The sequence below is a fragment of the Arthrobacter ruber genome (genome assembly GCF_002954225.1).
In the GTDB taxonomy this organism is placed as follows: Bacteria; Actinomycetota; Actinomycetes; order Actinomycetales; family Micrococcaceae; genus Arthrobacter_D; species Arthrobacter_D ruber.
Window position 1 is genome coordinate 185,874 of the sequence record NZ_PPTH01000016.1, and the last position, 18,311, is coordinate 204,184.

The window sequence follows — 18,311 nt, forward strand, 5'->3', positions numbered from 1 at the left end:
CGGCTCCTCAGCGTGCTTGATAGGGCGCAGGTGCCGGTGGCGGCTCCCGGCACAGCCGCCGGCGCGGGGAATGCCGGACGGTCGGCGGGGGTTCTAGCCGGTGCAGCACCCAGAACCAGGAGACGATGCATGAGCCCCACCCAGACCGCCGAAGAACGCTGGATCCGCTTCCGCGCGGCACGCGATGCAGCACTCGCCGAGCCGCACGGCTGGCTGTCCCTGACGTCCTACCACTGGCTCCCCGATCAGCCCGCCGCGCTCGACAGCGTGCCCGGCCGGTGGTCGTCGGAGGGTGGCACGGCACGTGTGATCGCGCAGCCCTCCGACGGCCTCACCGCACTGGCCTCCGGCGAGCTGCTCGAGGGGACGCTGACCGCGGTGCTCGACGACGAGGACTCGCTCCTGTGGGCGGCCTACGGCGGAGCGGACGGCCACCGCGTGGTGGTGGAGCTCGTGCGCCGTGCAGGCCGCTACGCCATCCGGACGAGGGACGCGGAAGCACCCGTCCTTGCCCGCTTCACCGGCAACCCCGTCTTCGGCTACCGGCCCGACCTGGTGGTCGACGGCCGGTTCGAACCGTACGGACAGCCGCAGGAGGAACCGATCTCCACGGCCCATCCCGAGGTTCCCGGCACACTCGTGGCGGCGGGCGACGTCGTCTTCTCGCTCCCCGGTGACAGCCGGGAGTACCGGCTCCGGGCGTCGCAGGACGAGGCGGGGGCCCTCGACATCACATTCCACGATGCCACCAATGCCACGTCCACCGCGCCGTGGCGCAAGGTGACCGCGCGCCGTCCTCGTCCGGACGGGTCCGTGGTCCTGGACTTCAACAGGACCATCAACTACCCGAGCGCCTTCACGCCGTTCGGCACCTGCCCCATGCCGGTGGACTCGAACGTCGTCGACGCCCCGATCGAGGCCGGGGAGAAGTTGCCGCTGCCCTGACGCGCGTTGCAGGCGGGTGCCCCCCTCAATCACATTCCAGGCTCGACGGCGCTCGCCGCCGTGCTCTCAGGCGTCGGTCCCGGGATAGATGCTCCGGGTCTCGGTCCGCCGGTTGCGGTTGGTGACCCAGTCCGTGGGATAGATCTTCGGCAGGACGTTGGCCAGCGCCAGCGAGGCGTAGATGACCGTGTTGATCGCGACGAAGGCCGCCAGGATGGCGAACACGCTGGTGTGGAGCACGGCCTCGGGGAGGAGGATGCCGGTGCGGATGACGGGTCCTGCTGCGCTGCTGATCATGGCCTAGGCCTCCTGGGACGAGAGTGCGGGCGCCGGAGCGGCGTGGGTGAGGTGCTTCCAGTTGGCCTGGCGGCCGGAGGAGAGGTCGATGATGCCCTTCACGTACACGAGGTTGAGGAACATGTCGAAGAACAGCTCGGGGAACAGCGTGAGGGCGAGGATGCGGGCCTTCCAGCCTCCCTTCCACACCGTGACGACCCGCTCGAGGGTGAACAGCAGGCCCAGTCCGAGCCAGAACGGGAACCAGATCCACGTCTCGAGGGACACGATGGTGAGGACGATCAGTGCCAGGTAGGCGCCGAGGGCGATCACGCCGTAGCCGATGCCCAGCTGCTGCGCCCAGTACCGCATGGTGGAGGACGTGACGCCGTAGGCACCGATGTTCTCGAGGGCGCCTCGCTGCCAGCGCAGGCGCTGGTTCCAGAGCGTGCCCCAGGAAGGCATGAGCTCGGTCACCACGGTGCAGTCCTGGGGCGAGATCATGAGACCTCCGAGGGACTTCAGGGCGATCGTCAGCTCGTTGTCCTCGGTCAGTGCCGCGGTGTCGTACACGTCCCCGTGCGTCCCCGGGAGGGTCCGGCCACGGCTGTCCGCGATGGTGCGCAGTGCCACGGGCCGGAAGAGCGACGCCGTCCCGGTGAGCACGAACACGCGGCCCCGGCGCCGGCGCATCTGACGGGAGTAACGGATGTATTCGTTCCGCTGGAACTGGCCGATCAGGCCGTGGCCGTCCTCCCCGTAGAAGAGGCCGCCCACCGCCATCAGGGCGCGGTCCCTGACGAAGCGCACCACCGCGTTGGCGAGGAAGCCGTCGTCGAGCTGGGTGTCGGCGTCCATGATCATGACCACGTCGTTGTCGCCCTGCTCGGGCAGCACCCACCTCAGCGCCTGGTTGAGCGCACCCGCCTTCTTCTTCGTGTTGCCCACCGACTCGATGACCTCGACGCCGGCTTCGCGGGCCAGGCGCACGGTGGCGTCGGTGCAGTTGTCGGCGACCACGATGATGCGCTCGGGCCGGTGCGACTGGCTCTTGAGGGACGCGATGGTCTGCGGGAGCGACGCCTCTTCGTTGTGCGCGGGGATGAGCACGGTGACGGTCACCTCGCCGGCGAACTGGCCACGGTTGGCGGCCATGATCACCTTCGGCGCCAGGGGTTGGTGGCCGGGATTCATGGAACGGCGTGCCTTCGTGGCGATGTGCCGTTCCACGAGGGCGAGCCCGGCGGCGGCGAGCAGCGCGAGCGCGATGGCCGCGAGGATGGTGCTCGCATCAGGGGCGTCCGCGTTGTAGAGGACGCGCCAGATGCCGATGACGGCGTCGTTCGACTCCGCGATCGTGGTGTCCGGTCCCTTGGCCGCGACGGCGAGCCACAGGAGCACGGCGGCGGCGGTCACGATGCCGGCGATCACCACGCCGACGATGCGGTCGAGCCGGACGGTCGGTCGGCGGGTGGCTCCCTCTTCCTCCGATACCGCTGCGGAGTCCTGCCCGTGGGGCGCGTCGAGTGTCATTGTCATTGCTGCGTCGTCTCCTGGGGACTGGTGCCCGGACCGCTCCTGAGGGAGCAGTGGCATCCACATGATTCCGCGCAGGTCCTGGCAGCAGGACCCGCGCTCTTCTTGGACGAGTCTTTCGCTGCAACCTCGACGCAGCCCCGTGCCGAGACCGAAGAATGCTTCAACGAATGGCGTAGGTACGCCCGAACCCCGTACGCACCCCGTAGCGGAGCGCGGCAGATGCCACCGGCGCACAATGGGGAGGTGAGCGAACCGACCGATGCCCTCATCCCCCGCCCGCCCCGCGAACTGGGGCCGGGCGCCGTGCACCTCCCCGGCTGGCTCGATCCCGTACGCCAGCGGGAGCTGGTGGCCCTGTGCCGCACCTGGGCGAGCGGACCGGTCCCCATGCGCGCCGTGACGATGCCCACCGGCGGCGTGATGTCCGTGAAGAGCATGAGCCTGGGGTGGCACTGGCTCCCCTACCGGTACAGCCGCACGGCCGACGACGTCGGCGGAGGCGCCGTCGCGCCCTTTCCCGACGTGCTCCGCTCGCTGGGGCGCGACGCCGTCACTGCCGCCTGCGGGCCGGAGGCCGGGGCCTCCTACGAGCCCGATGCCGCGCTGGTCAACTACTACGACGACGCCGCACGGATGGGGATGCACCAGGACCGGGAGGAGCGCATGAACGCTCCTGTGGTCTCACTCAGCCTCGGTTCCTCGTGCGTGTTCCGGTTCGGCAACACGGAGAACCGGAACCGTCCGTGGCAGGACCTGGAACTCGGCTCGGGTGATCTCTTCGTGTTCGGCGGGCCCTCCCGGTTCGCCTACCACGGGGTCCTCAGGATCCTGCCGGGCACCGCGCCCGCCGGGATCGGCTTCGACGGGCGGCTCAACATCACGCTGCGGCAGACGGGCCTCAGCTAGGCAGGGCACCGGCGCGTCGGACGGCCCCGACGAACAGCGTCACGGCCGCCCGGGGTCCGTCGCCTAGGCGAGGATGATGCCGCGTGCGTAGGCGGCCTGACCGGCGTGCTGCACGGCGTCGTCGATCACGCTCACGAGCCGGACGAGCAGCGTCACGGGCGGGTCCCACCCTTCGTCGACCACGCGGTGCAGGTCGTCCTCGTCGAGCGCTGCCACCAGGCCCCGGGACCGCGCGTGCACGGCGTCGAAGTAGTCGAGCAGCTGCTGCGCCGAACCGACCCGGACCGCAGCCACCTGGTCCGACGAGTGGCCGTACCCCGTGTCGCCGGGTTCCAGGGACAGCCCCCACCGCTCGGCGAAACCGTCCGCGAGCCATACCTCGTCGTGGCCGAACGCGTCCGCGAAGTGGCTGTCCTCGACGCGCGCCAGGTGCCACACGAGCCACGCGATCGAGTTCGCGGAGCCGCCCGGCCGCAGGGACAGCTGGTCGGCGTCGAGGCCCTCGACGGCGCCGCGCACGAGCTCGGGAAGCCGGCCGAACGCCTCGGAGAGCACCTCCGCGGACGTCATCGCCGGTCCTGCCCGGCGTCCCGCGACGCCATCAGCGGCCTGAACCGCCGTCGCTGCCGTGCGGGGATGAGCGGGAGGTACTGCGGATGCTGGGCCGGGAACTGCTGGGTCCCGGGGCTCTGCGGCAGCACGGCGAGGGGCACCCGTCGGGAGGGCGAGGCGCCATCTCCCCGGGCGAGGGGTTCGAGTATCTGCGGGAAGTATTGCATGGCTGCTCCACGTCGGGGCCGGTTCATGGCCTCCTGCTCGACCAGTCCCTGAAGTCTAGGTGACCCCCGGACCGTCCGGAAGCAGGGCGCTCCGTGAGCGGGACCCGCCGGCGGGGATCCCGGACCCGTTGCAGGAGTCCTCGGCGGAACTCCGCGCGAGCACGGGACCATCACGGCGTCGACCACCACGTTCCCGACCACAGGCCGTAGGATCGGGGATCAACCCGGGCCGTGCAGTGGTGTCGGTCCGCGCACCGGTCGATCCCGGCACGGTCCGACGACGAGCAAAGGCACCCATGCAGCAATCCTCCGGCCCCGCTGTCCCCCCGGCCCTCAGGCGCCGGGTCCCGAAGGTCGCGGACCTCGCCCCGCTCATGCAGTTCAAGAAACCGGAGCTCGGCGCGGCCGCCCGCCTGAAGCGGGCGAACACCATCTGGGACCTCCGCGACCTGGCGAAGCGCCGAACACCCAAGGCACCCTTCGACTACACCGACGGCGCCGCCGAAGCCGAGATCTCGCTGGGCCGCGCCCGCGCAGCCTTCCTCGACCTCGAGTTCCGCCCCGGGATCCTGCGCGACGTCCGCACGGTCAGCACGGTGACCCCGATCCTCGGGAAGGACTCGGCCCTGCCGTTCGGCATCGCTCCGACGGGCTTCACCCGCATGATGCAGTCGGAGGGCGAGTACGCCGGATCGCAGGCCGCGGCGGCAGCGGGCATCCCGTACACCCTCTCGACCATGGGCACCGCCTCCATCGAGGACGTCGCACAGGCCGCACCGACCGGCCGCAACTGGTTCCAGCTGTACCTCTGGACGGACCGTGATCGCTCCATGGAACTGATCGCGCGGGCCGCCGCCGCCGGGAACGACACCCTCATGGTCACGGTGGACACCGCCGTCGCCGGCGCCCGCCTCCGCGACGTCCGCAACGGCATGACCATCCCGCCCGCGCTGACCCTGAAGACCGTCGTCGACGCCTCCTACCGGCCGGCCTGGTGGTTCAACTTCCTCACACACGAGCCGCTCGCGTTCGCCTCGCTCTCGCGCTACTCGGGCACGGTCGCGGACCTCATCAATTCGATGTTCGACCCCACCCTCACGTTCGAGGACCTCGACTGGCTGCGCGGCGTCTGGAAGGGCAACCTCGTGGTCAAGGGCATCCAGACCCTCGACGACGCGAAGAAGGCCGTGGACCACGGCGCGGACGGCATCATCCTGTCCAATCACGGCGGGCGGCAGCTCGACCGTGCACCGGTCCCCCTGCACCTCCTGCCGCACGTCGCCGCGGAGCTGAAGGGCAAGACGGACATCATCCTCGACACGGGCATCATGAGCGGCGGGGACATCGTCGCGGCCCTGGCCCTCGGCGCCGACTTCACGCTGATCGGGCGCGCCTACCTCTACGGCCTCATGGCAGGCGGTCGCGCGGGGGTGGACCGCACCATCGCGATCCTCGGCGCCCAGACCGTCCGTACCATGCAGCTGCTCGGCGTCAACCGGATCGCCGATCTCACCCCGGACCACGTCCGGCTGCTCGGCAGCGCGACCGCCGGTCCGACGGGCACCGCGACGGGCACCGACCTCCCCGGCGCCGCCATCACCCTCTGAGCAGCCCTCTTCCGCCCTGCCCCGTCGGGAGGGCGGACACGCCCTTCCTGACGCCGTCGGAGAGGTGTTCCCGCCCTCCCGACGCATCGCTCCCCGGCGGCACCGGTGCTGCGCACCGCCCGCTGGCGACCATCACGTCTCGATCCGGTCCCGGACACAAGAAAAGCCTTGTCAGGGGACTATTATTCATCCAGTGGCATCGCCTGGGGGCGGGCCCGGATAAGTCTGGGGAGACGAATATGGAGCGTAGGCGGAGGCACTTTCCGTTGCGTTACAGGCGCGCGAGGTCACTGCTCTACGTGATCGGCCTGTTCTGGCTGTGGCTGTGGCTGGGCAGCGCCGCACTGATGGCCGGGCTCTATCATTCGCCCGTCCATGCGGCCCTCGCGATGTACGCCATCGCCGTCGTCGTGCTGGTCTCGATTCCCGCCGCCCTGCTCGCGGCCATCCGGATGCTCATGACCCGCCCGCACCGCGAGGCGGCCGTGGTGCCCCTGAGGCGCCGGCCCCAGCAGCCCCTCGAACCCGCCGAATGGTGGTACGACGAGCGGGTCTCCTGACCTGACCGCTGCGCCGGACCAGGAAGCCGGAGGCGCAGGTGGACCGGTCACGCTGCGGCGGGATCACCTGGATGAGGAGTTCTCCGCCGGAGAGGTCAGCACCCGGCAGGTCGATGCCCTCGGCGGTGTCCGCGTCCTCGAAGCCGACGGACGAGGACTGCCCTGCTGCCGCGGTTCGCGTGGAACGCCTCCCGAAAGTAGTGGACGCTGCGGGCGCTGCGCTGGCACGCTGAAGGCGTCCACACCCTCCGACGACGGGCACTCCCATCGCATCGTCCATTCCTCCCGCTGCCCGTGACCGACAGGACGACGGCGCCCTGCTGCAGCGTCGCAACGTCCTCGTGGGATTCCTGTTCGGCTGCGGCATCATCGCCTTCGTCGACGAGGCCGTGTTCCACCAGCTCCTCCACTGGCACCACTTCTACGACCGGTCCACCCCGGCCGCAGGACTGGTGTCCGACGGCGTCTTCCACGCCTTCAGCTGGTTCGCCACCGTGGCCTCACTCTTCCTCTTCGCGGACCTGAGACGGCGGGGTGCCCTCTCCACGCGCCGATGGGTGGCCGGGATCCTGATGGGCATCGGGGCCTTCCAGCTGTTCGACGGCGTGGTGCAGCACAAGCTCCTCGACCTCCATGAGATCCGCTACGGGGTGGAGCTGCTCCCCTACGACCTCGCCTGGAACGGCGCGGCCCTGGCTTTCCTGGTGGCGGGGGTGCTCCTGGTCCGCCGCACCGCGCACCGGAGCGTCGGCGATGCGTGAGGGACCCCACCACCCCGGCCCGGCACCGGGCGGGGAAGCCCTCGGAGCCTTCGCACTGGACACCGCCGTCGTCCTCGTGTGGCTCGGGCTGGCCGCCCTCTATCTGGTCGCCGGGCGCGCCGGCGTCCTGCGGGGGCGGACCGGGTGGCCGCTACGCCGCACCACTGCCTGGCTCATCGGCACGGGATTCGGGGTCGTCGCCACGGCGGGCCCGCTCGCACAGGCGGCCGGCAGCAGCCTGACCGCGCACATGGCGGCCCATCTGCTGCTCGGCATGCTCGTGCCGCTGCTGCTCGTCCTCGGTGCTCCGGGGACCCTCTTCCTGCGGGCGGTCTCCGCGAGGACAGGACGGCACTACGCCCGATTGGCCGGTTCTGCGCCCGTCCGGCTGGCCGCACATCCGCTGATGGCCGGCCTTCTCGCCGCAGGCCCGACGGCCGTCCTCTACTGGGACCCGGCGGCATTCGCCCTGCTGCACCACCCCGTGTCCGGGCCCCTGCTGCACGTCCACTTCGTGGCGGCGGGAACGCTCTTCGCCTACGCGGTCGTCGGACCGGACCCGAACCCGCACAGGGCCGCTCCCTGGCTGAGGGGCGTCGCGATCCTCACGACGATCGCAGTGCACGCTGTGGTGGGGAAGCACCTCTACGCCGTCGCCGGTCAGGGCTCCTGGCCGTCCGACGCTGAGCAGGCGGCCCAGCTGATGTACTACGGCGGGGATGCCGTACATGTGCTGCTGCTCGTGGTGTTCTGCACGCAGGTCTACCGGACCGCCGGACGACGCCTGCGGCGCCGGGCGACGCCGTCGGCCCGGGGACGACTCGGCAGCGCCGGGGCCGCCTGACACGGAGCGACGGGTGCCCGGTCTTGTAGGGTGATCGGCACAGGGGCCGCCGGGCCCCGTCATCCATGGGGGTCTTCGATGTCGCGTGTCCTGTTCCTGCCCGTCCTCGCCGCCGTCGAGGAGGGCTAGTCATGCGCCTCGAAGGCTGGCACATCATCATCCTGCTCGGTCTCGTGGTGGCGCTGGCGGTGCTCGTGGGCATCGCCCTGCTGGTCACGGGGGCGCGCCGGGGCGCCGGCACCGGGGACGGAACCGCTACCCGACCGCCCGACACGGCAGCGGCACCGGCGGGCAAGGAGCAGCGCCTGCAGGAACTCGACGACCTCCTCCGCCGACAGGTGATCCGGGAGGACGAGTACAGGGAGGCCCGGCAGCGGATCGTCGATTCCTAGGTGCGGCCCCATCGCATCGCGGAGTGGACACGAGTAGGTCAGTCCGCATATAACTAGTTTATAGAACTAGTTAGCAGTATGGTTCGTATTCTTGACCCGAAAGTGAGAGAGCCATGACGCAGACAATCGATGACGCTGTCGGCGCAGACGACACCGCGGTAGGGGCTCCCCTGCACTGCGGTGACCCCATGACACTGCGCGAGACCTCCTACCGGGGGTCCTCCTACGGGATGGTCCTGCAGCCGGTGCCGGCATCCGATGTCGAGCTCGTCTGGGCCTGCTCGTGCGGGTTCCAGCTCTCCCATGAGGAGCCCCGGGAACTCGCCCTTCCCCTGACCCCGGCCCTACGGCGGGTCGCCGCCGCGGCAGCGGACGTGGAGTCGCTGCAGTGGGACCTCGACCAGCGGACGGCCGAGCTCGAAGCAGCGGTGGTGCGGGCGGCCGAGAGCGGCGCGGCGATCATCGACATCGCCGAGGCTGCAGACCTCGAGCCCGCCGACGTGCGGCAGCTCGCCTGGGCTGATCCGCTGCTCGTCGACGTAGGCTAGACGCCAGGTCGCCCCTGCCGGGGCCGACGTCCAGCCCTCACGGGCCCGCCCGAGGGGAGCCACCGACGCCATGAACGAGCCTGCCTGGATCGAGCACGCCATCTGGTGGCAGGTGTACCCGCTGGGCTTCACCGGCGCGGAGAAGACCGCCACCCCGGAGCCCGCGGCCGAGCACCGGCTGCTGGATCTGGTGCCCTGGCTGGACTACGCGCAGGGTCTCGGCGCATCGGGGCTGGCCCTCGGTCCCGTGTTCGCCGCCGAGACGCACGGCTACGACACCACCGACTATTTCCGGATCGATCCCCGCCTCGGGAGCCTCGAGGATTTCGACACGCTCGTCGCCGAGGCGCACCGGCGCGGCCTGCGGGTCCTGCTCGACGGCGTCTTCAACCACACGGGGAGATCGTTCACACCCTTCCAAGACGTCCTCGCCCAGGGACCCGGTGCCGCCACGGCTTCGTGGTTCTCCCTCGACTGGCCCGGGGACGCCGGTGCCGGCACGGAACCCGGATACCGGGACTTCGAGGGCCATCACCACCTGGTGGCGCTCAACCACGACGAACCCGCGGTCGCGGACTTCGTCGTCGACGTCATGGAGTACTGGCTTGCCCGGGGCGCCGACGGCTGGCGGCTGGACGCCGCCTACGCTGTCCCGTCCTCGTTCTGGGCCGCGGTGACGGCCCGCGTCCGCGCCGCACACCCCGAGGCGTACTTCGTCGGCGAGTACATCCACGGCGACTACGCCGGGCAGGTCCGGGCAGGAGGACTCGACTCGGCCACCCAGTACGAACTGTGGAAGGCCGTCTGGAGCTCCCTCAACGACACCAACTTCTTCGAGCTCGCCGCCGCACTCGAACGGCACAACGCACTCCTGGGATCCTTCGCGCCGCTGACCTTCATCGGCAACCACGACGTGACCCGGATCGCGAGCAGGCTCACCGATCCCGCACTGCTGGCACACGCCGTCGTCGTCCTGCTCACCGTCGGCGGCACGCCGTCCCTCTACTACGGGGACGAGCAGGGCTACCGCGGCATCAAGGAGGACAGGGCGGGGGGCGACGACGACGTGCGACCGCTCTTCCCACCCTCACCGGCCGACCTCTCACCGCTCGGACGTCCCGTCTACGAGGTGCACCAGCAGCTCATCGGCCTCCGGCGCCGCCACCCGTGGCTGCACCGCGCCACCACCGAGGTGATGCACCTCTCCAACGAGCTCCTGGCCTACCGCGTCGCGGACGGCCCGGACGCCCTCGTGGTCGCGTTGAACCTCTCGCCCGAGCCACGCGCCGTCGACGCCGGCGCGGCCACCGTCCTCGCGGGCAGGGCCACGATCCGGGGCGGGACCTCCGTGCTCCTCCCGCCCCGGGGATGGGCCGTCCTCGCCTGAGCCCTCGCCTGACCCGCGGCGGACGGCACTGCCCAGCAGGGCGGTTCCGAGTGGATAATGGAGCCGAGACCGCATCGCAGAGGAGAACGGCATGAGCGCGGAGGACCAGCTCCGGGACATCGACACGGTCGACTTCACGCCCTGGCCGCGGCCGGTGCCGCTGCACGTACTCAACGCCGTCAAGAAACTGCTCCTCGTGGCGGCGATCCTCGTGGGGCTGCACCAGCTGTTCCCCGCCACGACCCTCGGCTCGTCCCTGAGCAGCACCTTCACTCTGCTCGTGGTGATGTCGTGGCTCGGTCCGCTCGTGCGGATCCTCGCGGCGCGACCCTGGGGCAAGAAGGCCGCCGAGGAGTAGTCCGTCCGTGGAGATCACCGCAGCGGCCGGATGACCAGTGAATTCTCGGAGGCTGTCCGCAGTGCCCGGATGTCACGTCGTGGTGGTCCACTCGGTGGCATGACACCTACCGACGGGCCACTGCCCGACAGCTCGCACCTGCGCCAGGACATCAACATCCCCGAGGAAGCCGTGATCGACGAACCGGGCACATCCCCGGTCGGCGACACGTCCCTGCTCAACGCCGGTCAGCAGACGGCGGGCATGAGTCCTCTCGACGCGAGAGGCGGGCCCGGGTCGGATCCGGCACAACCGGACGCCGAGGAGAGTTAGGCCCCGCGGTCTCCGGCCGCCCGCTACCCGCTCGGCCGGGCAGGACCAGTCCTGACTCCCGGCCGCACCGGCCACCGACGGAAGAAGCGAGGCTCCTGGTGACAGGAGCCTCGCTTCGTCTTCCGGAACAGTGGAGCTTAGGGGAATCGAACCCCTGACCTTTTCATTGCGAACGAAACGCTCTACCAACTGAGCTAAAGCCCCGGACACCACTTCCGAACACCAACACTGTACCTGCGAGGAGCGGCTTAGCCCAAAGTCGCCCGGCGCCGGTACCGGGCCCGGCACCGTCGGACGCCGGGCGTAGTCTTCTTCCATGCCCAGCACCCCCTCCCAGGCAACGCCTGCGCCGCCCCGGAACGACGACGTCAGGCCCTGGCCCGCCCTGTGGTCGCTCGTCATCGGCTTCTTCATGATCCTCGTCGATTCGACGATCGTGTCCGTCGCCACCCCGGCCATCATGGAGGGGCTGGACGCCGGTATCGACAGCGTCATCTGGGTGACCAGCGCGTACCTGCTGGCCTACGCCGTGCCGCTGCTCGTGGCCGGTCGGCTCGGGGACCGCTTCGGGCCGAAGCGCGTCTACCTCGTGGGGCTCGTGGTCTTCACCCTCTCCAGCGCCTGGTGCGGCCTGTCCGGCTCGGTGGAGGCCCTCATTCTCGCGCGCGTGCTGCAGGGCCTGGGCGCCGCCCTCATGACCCCGCAGACCATGTCCGTCATCACCCGCATCTTCCCGCCGGAACGCCGCGGAGCCGCCATGGGCCTGTGGGGCTCGGTCGCAGGCATCGCCACCCTCGTCGGCCCGATCATGGGCGGGGTGCTCGTGGATTCCGCCGGCTGGGAATGGATCTTCTTCATCAACGTGCCCGTCGGCGTCGTCGGGTTCATCCTCGCGGCCCGCCTCGTACCCACCCTGCCCACGACGTCGCACCGATTCGACATGCTCGGCGTGTTCCTCAGCGCCGCGGGGCTGTTCTGCCTGGTGTTCGGCATCCAGGAGGGCGAGAGCTACGACTGGGGCACGATCGCCGGACCCGTGTCCGTGTGGTCGCTCATCATCACGGGCATCGTGCTGCTCGTCGGCTTCGTGGTCTGGCAGAAGCTCAACCGCGGGGAGCCGCTGGTCCCGCTCAGGCTGTTCGGTGACCGCAACTTCTCCCTGGCCAACACCTCGATCACCGCCATGGGCTTCGCGATCACCACCATGTCGCTGCCGCTGATGCTCTACGCGCAGACCGTGCGCGGTCTCTCCCCCACCCAGGCCGCGCTCCTGCTCACCCCCATGGCCGTCATCTCGGGCGTCCTCGCCCCGTTCGTCGGCAAGTACGTCCAGCGCAGCAACCCCAAGTACATCGCCATCGCGGGGTTCGCCGGCATGTCGGCCGCCCTGTTCTGGATGGGTTCCATCCTCACGCCGGACGTCCCGATCTGGCAGCTCCTGCTGCCGGTGTCGCTGCTGGGCCTGGCGAGCGCCGGGATCTGGGCGCCGGTGTCCCTGACGGCCACCCGCAACCTCGCGCCGTCGCTCGCGGGTGCCGGCTCGGGGGTGTACAACACCACGCGGCAGATGGGCGCGGTCCTCGGGAGCGCGGCCATCGCGGCCATGATGCAGTCGCGCCTGACGTCGAACCTCGGCGGCGGCGGGATGAGCGCCACCCCGGGCGCGGCCCTGCCAGACGAGGCCAGGGCAGGCTACGCCCTGTCGATGGGCCAGTCGCTCTACCTGCCCGCGACCGTCATCATCCTCGGGTTCGCCGCGGCCCTGTTCTTCGCCAGGCCCCAGCAGAACCGCGTGTGGGACGGCGATGCGGGTGCCGCCGGACCGGCCGCCGACGCATCGGGGCACCGGCCGCGGGAAGCGACGCGCGCCGACTCCTGAGCCGTTGCCTCGGAGAACTACCGGTAGGCTCGTACCATGGCTGACGAGACGCAGGACACACCCAAGGACGCCCCTCGCGACGCAGGGAAGGACGAGGCGAAGGAGGTCTCGGACGACTTCACCGTCCGGGAGCACACCGCGCCCTCCGGCCTGAGGTACACCACCACCACCGGGCGCCTCGTGCTCCGGCGCGAGGAGACCACCGACGGCAAGGCGGGCGGCTTCAAGCCGAAGGCCGAGATCTTCGTCGTCGCGTACACGAAGCAGGACGCCGAGCCGGACCGCCCCGTCACGTTCGCGTTCAACGGCGGCCCGGGCTCGGCCTCGGTCTGGCTGCACCTGGGCCTGCTCGGTCCGCGCCTGGTCGACTCCGGTGACGTCGGCGCCATGACCCCAGCGCCCTTCGGGCTCGTCGACAACCCCGAGTCGCTGCTCGAGTCCAGCGACCTGGTCATGATCGATCCCGTGAGCACGGGGTACTCCCGCGTGGTGGAGGGCGAGAAAGCGGACGAGTTCCACGCCTTCGTGCAGGACAGGGACCTCGTGGCCGAGGTCATCCGCCTCTGGACCACCCGCAACAACCGCTGGCTCTCCCCCAAGTACCTCGTCGGGGAGTCCTACGGGACGCTCCGCGCCGTCGCGGTGGCCGGGCGCCTGTTCGACGCGTACGGGATGGCGGTCAACGGGCTGGGGCTCATCTCCACGGTGCTCAACATGTCCACCCTGCGCTTCTTCCCGGGCAGCGACCTGCCCTACGCCCTGCACCTGCCCACCTATGCTGCGATCGCCCACTTCCACGGACTGCACGGGGACCGGGAGCTCGCCGACGTGGTCCGCGAGGCGGAGGAGTATGCAGCCCGGGACTTCGGCTACGCCCTCACGCAGGGCACCCGGCTGACACCCGAGGAGCACGACGACGTCGTCGCGCGGCTGCACGCCATCACGAGGCTCGACGAGGACTTCATCCGCCGCACGAACCTCCGCTGGGCGTACCACGAGTTCGCCGCGGAGCTCCTGCGCTCCGAGGGGCTCGCGGTCGGCCGCATCGATGCGCGCTTCACGGCGCGGCCGGAGAACCTGCAGGCCTCGGACTCCATGGACGATCCCAGCATCCGGGCGATCACGGGCCCCTACTCGGCCGCGATGAACCACTACGTCCGCGCCGAACTCGGCTACGAGAACGACCTCCCCTACGAGATCCTCACCGCCCGCGTGCAGCCCTGGAGCTACCGCACCTTCGAGGGTGCACCCGTGGACGTCTCCGGGGTCCTCGAGCGACTCCTCGTGCACAACCCGACCCTGCGGGTGCACGTCGACTACGGCTACCACGACGGCGCCACACCGCACTTCGCGGCCGAGTACGTCTGGGCCCACATGAACCTCGACGACGACGCGCGCGCCCGCTTCACGCACCACTACCACGAGGCCGGCCACATGATGTACCTGAACCCGGTAGCACGCCGGGCGCAGCTGCGGGCGCTGAGGGCCTTCGTCACCGGGGGCCGGGACGGCCAGGAATAGTAAGTAGGATGATCGATAGGCCCGGCGCTGACCGTCATCGCCGGCCACCCCGACCGTAAGGACGCATCATGCTGAAGAGAATCCTCTGGGCCCTCGTGCCCGTCATCGCCTCCCGCGTGCTGAACAGCCGCCGCTCCGGGCAGCAGCCCCGCGCCAACAAGACGCGCTACAACGGCAGGTTCGGCAGGTAGCAGTCGGCGGGGGCCGGTCGGCCGTGACGGACGCGTTGAGGGACGAGGACGGCTTCGCCGACATCCGCTCCTACGCCGCTATCGGCGACGGGCGGACCGTGGCCCTGGTGGCGCTGGACGGCTCGATCGACTGGTACCCCACCCCGGACCTCGACTCGACGCCGTCCTTCGCCCGGCTCCTGGACGCGGACGAGGGCTTCATGGCCCTGGCACCCGCAGGGGAGTTCTCGGTGGAACGGCGCTACGTGGACGGCACCAACGTCCTCGAGACGACCTACACCACGGCCACGGGCACCGCGCGCGTGACGGACTCCCTCAACACCGGCGTGGCCGGTCGGCTGCCGTGGGGTGAACTCGCCCGCCGCGTGGACGGACTCACCGGAGCCGTCGACATGGCATGGTCCGTCACCCCCGGCAGCTGCTTCGGCTCGGCGTCGCCCTGGCTCGACGGTGATGCTGACGATCCCGTCCTGCGCATCGACGCCGTGGGCCTCGGCATCCGTGGGATCGACCACGGGCTGCGGACACCCTCGGGACAGACCGTCGACGGCGCCTTCACCACCTCGGCCGGGTCGCGCCACCTCGTCGCCGTCGTCTCGACCCATGGTGAACCACTGCCCCTACCCGATCCGCAGACCATCGACGACGGCGTGGACCGCACCATCCGCAACTGGCAGTCGTGGTCGGACGACTTCGCCTACGACGGCGACTACCGGCACGCGGTGCTCCGCAGTGCCCTCACCCTGAAACTGCTGCTCCACAGCCCGTCCGGATCGATCGCGGCCGCGGCGACCACCTCGCTTCCCGAGAGCGCCGCAGGGGGCAAGAACTGGGACTACCGCTACGCCTGGGTGCGGGATACGGCCTACACGCTGCACTCGCTGACGCGTGCCGGGCTCCGGGAGGAGGTACACGCCGCGGTGTCGTGGATGCTCAAGAATCTTCGCTCGCAGGGATCCGACCTGGAGGTGTTCACCCACCTGAACGGGGACATGCCGCAGGGGACCCACCGCCCGGACCTCACGGGCTGGCGCAACAACGGACCGGTCGTGGACGGCAATCCCGCTGCAGGACAGCTTCAGCTGGGTGTCTTCGGTGACGTGTTCGACATCGTCTGGCAGTACGTCCAGGCCGGTCACGTCCTCGATCCCGCGACCATGCGGCAGCTCGCGGACCTCGCCGACCTCACGTGCGACATCTGGCAGCGTCGTGACGCCGGGATGTGGGAACTGCCGGAGGAACGGCACTACGTCACCTCGAAGCTCGGGTGCTGGAACGCCCTGCGCTGCGCAGTGGCGCTCGCCGAGCGCGGGCAGCTGCAGGGACCGGTGGAGCGGTGGGCGGCCGAGCGGGACCGCATCCGCGACTGGGTGCACGAGCACGGCTGGTCCGAGGAGCGGCAGAGCTACATCTGGTATCCCGGGTCCACCGAACTGGACGCCTCGATCCTGCTGCACGCCATCAGCGGCTTCGACACGGGACCTCGCATGTCGTCCACGATCGACGCCCTCCGCGACGAGCTCGGAGCAGGCCCCCTCCTGTACCGCTACAGCGGCATGCGGGAGGAGGAGGCCACGTTCGTCGCCTGCGCGTACTGGATGGTGTCGGCGCTCGTGTCCGTGGGCCGGCGTGACGAAGCGGTGGACCTCATGGAGGAACTGCTGCCCCTCGCGAATGACGTCGGCATCATGTCCGAGATGGTCGAGCCGTCGGACAACTCGTTCATGGGCAACATCCCGCAGGGTCTGAGCCATCTGGCGCTGATCGTCGCGGCCCTGTCCATCGCAGGCAAGGAGTAGGGCCCAGGCGGGGCTCCGGGCTCGGGCAGGGCTTCAGGCCGTCGCGAAGTAGACCCATACACCGATGACCCAGGTGGTCCCGGCCAGGCAGGCCAGGACCAGCTCGGCGAGGATGCCGAGGCCTGTGGCCTTCAGCGCGTGCAGGCTCGAGGTCAGTGCCGCACGGGCATCCCGCTGCCGTGCGTACTCGCTCGTGAACAGCCCGAGCGCGAAACCCACGAACAGTCCGACGACGGGGATGACGAACATCCCCGCGATGCCTGCGAGCACGCCGATGGTCACGGAGCGGCCGGGGATCCGGCGCTGCTTGAGAGTCCGGCCCGTCAGGACGATCCCGGCGGTGAGCCCGGCGCCGGCCAGCGTGGTGCCGATCGCGAAGACCACCCACCCCTCGGTACTGGTCACGGTGAGCGCCCACATCAGCAGCGACACGATGATCAGGATGCTGCCCGGCAGCACCGGGACCACCACCCCCGCGATACCCACGGCGATGAGCGCACCGCACACCACCGTCATGAAGACCTGTAGATCCATGGCCCCAGTCTTGCACCCCCGGCGCGACGCGGTGCCACAGACGGTCCCGCGCGGACCGGCGTGGAATACTGGTCGCAATACTAAGCCACCTTAGCGAGCCCGCGGGCCCGAAGATCAGGAGGACCGATGAGCACCTCGGCAACAGGCAACACGGACGGCGACGGGTCGCGGCGTCCCCACGAACCCGAGAACCCGACGGAGCTGATGGACACCGACCGGTCGGGTGCGGGCGCCAGCAGCGTGGGGCGGGCCGACACCGGCACGAGCGCGAGCACCACCGCGGGAGCCTCCCGGGCGGGCGCGGACGAGGGCGGGCACGGCGACTACGTCCCCGGCGGCTACTTGGCCGATGACGACTCCAGCGGCGACTACGTACCGGGCATGTACTCGGACAGCTCCGACACGACCCCCACCCGCCAGCAGGCGCAGGCCCCCGTCTCCGCCTCCCGTGAGCGGGAGGCGGAGACCCGGGCGCACACGCAGGTGGCGCCCGTGACGGCCACCAGGTCCAATGCCCGGACCGACGAGGACCAGGGCCGTGAACGCCACCTGCCCCGGACGGCGGCCGTCGGCTCCGGCGTACCGAGCCCCGAGGACCGCAAGCTGCTCCACCGGCGCGAGAAGGAGCACTTCGGCGGCATGAAGTTCGGTGCCGGGTTCTTCGGCTGGCTGACCGCCACCGGGTTGTTCGTCCTGCTCTCGGCCCTCGTGGGCGCCGTGGCCGCGCTGTTCGGCGCCGGCGCGAACCTGTCGGCCGCGGACATCACGAGCGGCTCGGGCGAGGCACAGACCACGGGCCTCACGGCGGCCATCATCCTCGGCGTCATCCTGCTCATCTCCTACTTCGCCGGAGGGTACGTCGCCGGGCGCATGGCCCGCTTCAGCGGCGTCAAGCAGGGCGTCGCCGTCTGGCTGTGGGCCGTCATCGTCGCCGTCGTGCTCGCCGTCATCGGCCTGATCGTGGGGAACCAGGCCAATGTCACCGAGCAGTTCCAGGGGATCGGCGTCCCCTCCGCCCAGGACCTCACCGGCCCCGGCCTCATCGGCCTGCTCGTGGTCGCCGCCATCGCGCTGGTCGGCGCGATCCTCGGCGGCCTGGCGGGCATGCGCTACCACCGCAGGATCGACCGCACCGATTTCGACGCCCTCGAGGGGACCGCGTAGCCGACGACC

The 18,311-nt window shown here is 70.3% G+C and carries 22 protein-coding genes and 1 tRNA gene; 16 read left to right on the plus strand and 7 right to left on the minus strand.

All coding sequences use genetic code 11. The features are described 5' to 3' along the window. Positions 1-129: 129 nt before the first annotated feature. A complete protein-coding gene (locus CI785_RS09460) occupies positions 130-945 on the plus strand; it encodes a DUF1684 domain-containing protein (protein WP_105031838.1) in 816 nt (271 codons plus the stop codon). A gap of 66 nt (positions 946-1,011) precedes the next feature. Here CI785_RS09460 and CI785_RS09465 read toward each other — a convergent pair whose 3' ends face one another. Together CI785_RS09465 and CI785_RS09470 are read right to left on the minus strand one after the other, a co-directional pair. Beyond that, positions 1,012-1,242: a hypothetical protein gene (locus CI785_RS09465; protein WP_240615110.1), complete on the minus strand. Its 231-nt coding sequence runs from the start codon at positions 1,240-1,242 to the stop codon at positions 1,012-1,014. 3 nt (positions 1,243-1,245) lie between these two features. Next, entirely contained in the window at positions 1,246-2,760 is a 1,515-nt protein-coding gene (locus tag CI785_RS09470) for a glycosyltransferase family 2 protein (RefSeq protein ID WP_240615111.1), read from the minus strand. 243 nt (positions 2,761-3,003) lie between these two features. Between CI785_RS09470 and CI785_RS09475 the strand changes: the two genes are divergently transcribed. After that, entirely contained in the window at positions 3,004-3,666 is a 663-nt protein-coding gene (locus CI785_RS09475; protein WP_240615112.1) for an alpha-ketoglutarate-dependent dioxygenase AlkB family protein, read from the plus strand. A gap of 63 nt (positions 3,667-3,729) precedes the next feature. On the opposite strand, the gene CI785_RS09480 is transcribed toward CI785_RS09475, so the two are convergent. Further along, complete coding sequence (locus CI785_RS09480; RefSeq protein WP_105031841.1) at positions 3,730-4,236, minus strand: mycothiol transferase; 507 nt, start codon at positions 4,234-4,236, stop codon at positions 3,730-3,732. Continuing rightward, positions 4,233-4,445 (minus strand): hypothetical protein, encoded by a 213-nt coding sequence (locus CI785_RS09485; RefSeq protein WP_105031842.1) that lies wholly within the window; start codon positions 4,443-4,445, stop codon positions 4,233-4,235. Before CI785_RS09485 ends, CI785_RS09480 begins: the two co-directional genes overlap by 4 nt. 296 nt (positions 4,446-4,741) lie before the next feature. On the opposite strand from CI785_RS09485, the gene CI785_RS09490 reads away from it, so the two are divergent. Next, positions 4,742-6,052: an alpha-hydroxy acid oxidase gene (locus CI785_RS09490; RefSeq protein WP_105031843.1), complete on the plus strand. Its 1,311-nt coding sequence runs from the start codon at positions 4,742-4,744 to the stop codon at positions 6,050-6,052. Positions 6,053-6,318: 266 nt separating this feature from the next. After that, positions 6,319-6,612 carry a hypothetical protein gene (locus CI785_RS17085; protein WP_157940221.1) on the plus strand — a complete coding sequence of 98 codons (294 nt, stop codon included), beginning with the start codon at positions 6,319-6,321 and terminating at the stop codon, positions 6,610-6,612. On the opposite strand, the gene CI785_RS09495 is transcribed toward CI785_RS17085, so the two are convergent. Beyond that, a complete protein-coding gene (locus tag CI785_RS09495) occupies positions 6,509-6,982 on the minus strand; it encodes a DUF4193 family protein (RefSeq protein ID WP_338064891.1) in 474 nt (157 codons plus the stop codon). The genes CI785_RS17085 and CI785_RS09495 overlap by 104 nt on opposite strands. Between CI785_RS09495 and CI785_RS09500 the strand changes: the two genes are divergently transcribed. The 7 genes from CI785_RS09500 to CI785_RS09525 all read left to right on the plus strand — a co-directional run bounded on the left by CI785_RS09500 (position 6,954) and on the right by CI785_RS09525 (position 11,214). After that, positions 6,954-7,373: a DUF2243 domain-containing protein gene (locus CI785_RS09500; RefSeq protein ID WP_240615113.1), complete on the plus strand. Its 420-nt coding sequence runs from the start codon at positions 6,954-6,956 to the stop codon at positions 7,371-7,373. The genes CI785_RS09495 and CI785_RS09500 overlap by 29 nt on opposite strands. Further along, complete coding sequence (locus tag CI785_RS09505) at positions 7,366-8,217, plus strand: cytochrome c oxidase assembly protein (RefSeq protein ID WP_105031845.1); 852 nt, start codon at positions 7,366-7,368, stop codon at positions 8,215-8,217. Before CI785_RS09500 ends, CI785_RS09505 begins: the two co-directional genes overlap by 8 nt. Before the next feature lie 131 nt (positions 8,218-8,348). Then, positions 8,349-8,609, plus strand: a complete 261-nt coding sequence (locus CI785_RS09510; RefSeq protein WP_105031846.1) for a hypothetical protein — start codon at positions 8,349-8,351, stop codon at positions 8,607-8,609. A 113-nt stretch (positions 8,610-8,722) separates the two neighbouring features. After that, complete coding sequence (locus tag CI785_RS17090) at positions 8,723-9,157, plus strand: hypothetical protein (protein WP_157940222.1); 435 nt, start codon at positions 8,723-8,725, stop codon at positions 9,155-9,157. 70 nt (positions 9,158-9,227) lie between these two features. Then, positions 9,228-10,544: an alpha-amylase family glycosyl hydrolase gene (locus CI785_RS09515; protein ID WP_105031847.1), complete on the plus strand. Its 1,317-nt coding sequence runs from the start codon at positions 9,228-9,230 to the stop codon at positions 10,542-10,544. A gap of 91 nt (positions 10,545-10,635) precedes the next feature. Next, positions 10,636-10,902, plus strand: a complete 267-nt coding sequence (locus tag CI785_RS09520) for a hypothetical protein (RefSeq protein ID WP_105031848.1) — start codon at positions 10,636-10,638, stop codon at positions 10,900-10,902. Positions 10,903-11,001: 99 nt separating this feature from the next. Next, positions 11,002-11,214, plus strand: a complete 213-nt coding sequence (locus CI785_RS09525; RefSeq protein WP_105031849.1) for a hypothetical protein — start codon at positions 11,002-11,004, stop codon at positions 11,212-11,214. 131 nt (positions 11,215-11,345) lie between these two features. Here CI785_RS09525 and CI785_RS09530 read toward each other — a convergent pair. Next, a tRNA-Ala gene (locus CI785_RS09530) sits at positions 11,346-11,418 on the minus strand. Positions 11,419-11,530: 112 nt separating this feature from the next. On the opposite strand from CI785_RS09530, the gene CI785_RS09535 reads away from it, so the two are divergent. The 4 genes from CI785_RS09535 to CI785_RS09545 all read left to right on the plus strand — a co-directional run bounded on the left by CI785_RS09535 (position 11,531) and on the right by CI785_RS09545 (position 16,604). Further along, the gene (locus tag CI785_RS09535; RefSeq protein ID WP_105031850.1) at positions 11,531-13,093 is read left to right on the plus strand and encodes a DHA2 family efflux MFS transporter permease subunit; all 1,563 of its coding nucleotides are present in this window, start codon (positions 11,531-11,533) and stop codon (positions 13,091-13,093) included. A 36-nt stretch (positions 13,094-13,129) separates the two neighbouring features. Beyond that, positions 13,130-14,614, plus strand: a complete 1,485-nt coding sequence (locus tag CI785_RS09540; protein WP_105031851.1) for a S10 family peptidase — start codon at positions 13,130-13,132, stop codon at positions 14,612-14,614. A gap of 68 nt (positions 14,615-14,682) precedes the next feature. Continuing rightward, positions 14,683-14,805 (plus strand): hypothetical protein, encoded by a 123-nt coding sequence (locus tag CI785_RS17650; protein ID WP_276308023.1) that lies wholly within the window; start codon positions 14,683-14,685, stop codon positions 14,803-14,805. 23 nt (positions 14,806-14,828) lie between these two features. Further along, on the plus strand, positions 14,829-16,604 hold the full coding sequence (locus tag CI785_RS09545; RefSeq protein ID WP_240615114.1) for a glycoside hydrolase family 15 protein: 1,776 nt from the start codon (positions 14,829-14,831) through the stop codon (positions 16,602-16,604). A 33-nt stretch (positions 16,605-16,637) separates the two neighbouring features. On the opposite strand, the gene CI785_RS09550 is transcribed toward CI785_RS09545, so the two are convergent. Beyond that, complete coding sequence (locus tag CI785_RS09550; RefSeq protein WP_105031852.1) at positions 16,638-17,138, minus strand: DUF456 domain-containing protein; 501 nt, start codon at positions 17,136-17,138, stop codon at positions 16,638-16,640. 126 nt (positions 17,139-17,264) lie between these two features. On the opposite strand from CI785_RS09550, the gene CI785_RS17500 reads away from it, so the two are divergent. Then, a complete protein-coding gene (locus CI785_RS17500; RefSeq protein ID WP_240615115.1) occupies positions 17,265-18,302 on the plus strand; it encodes a hypothetical protein in 1,038 nt (345 codons plus the stop codon). Positions 18,303-18,311: the final 9 nt, after the last annotated feature.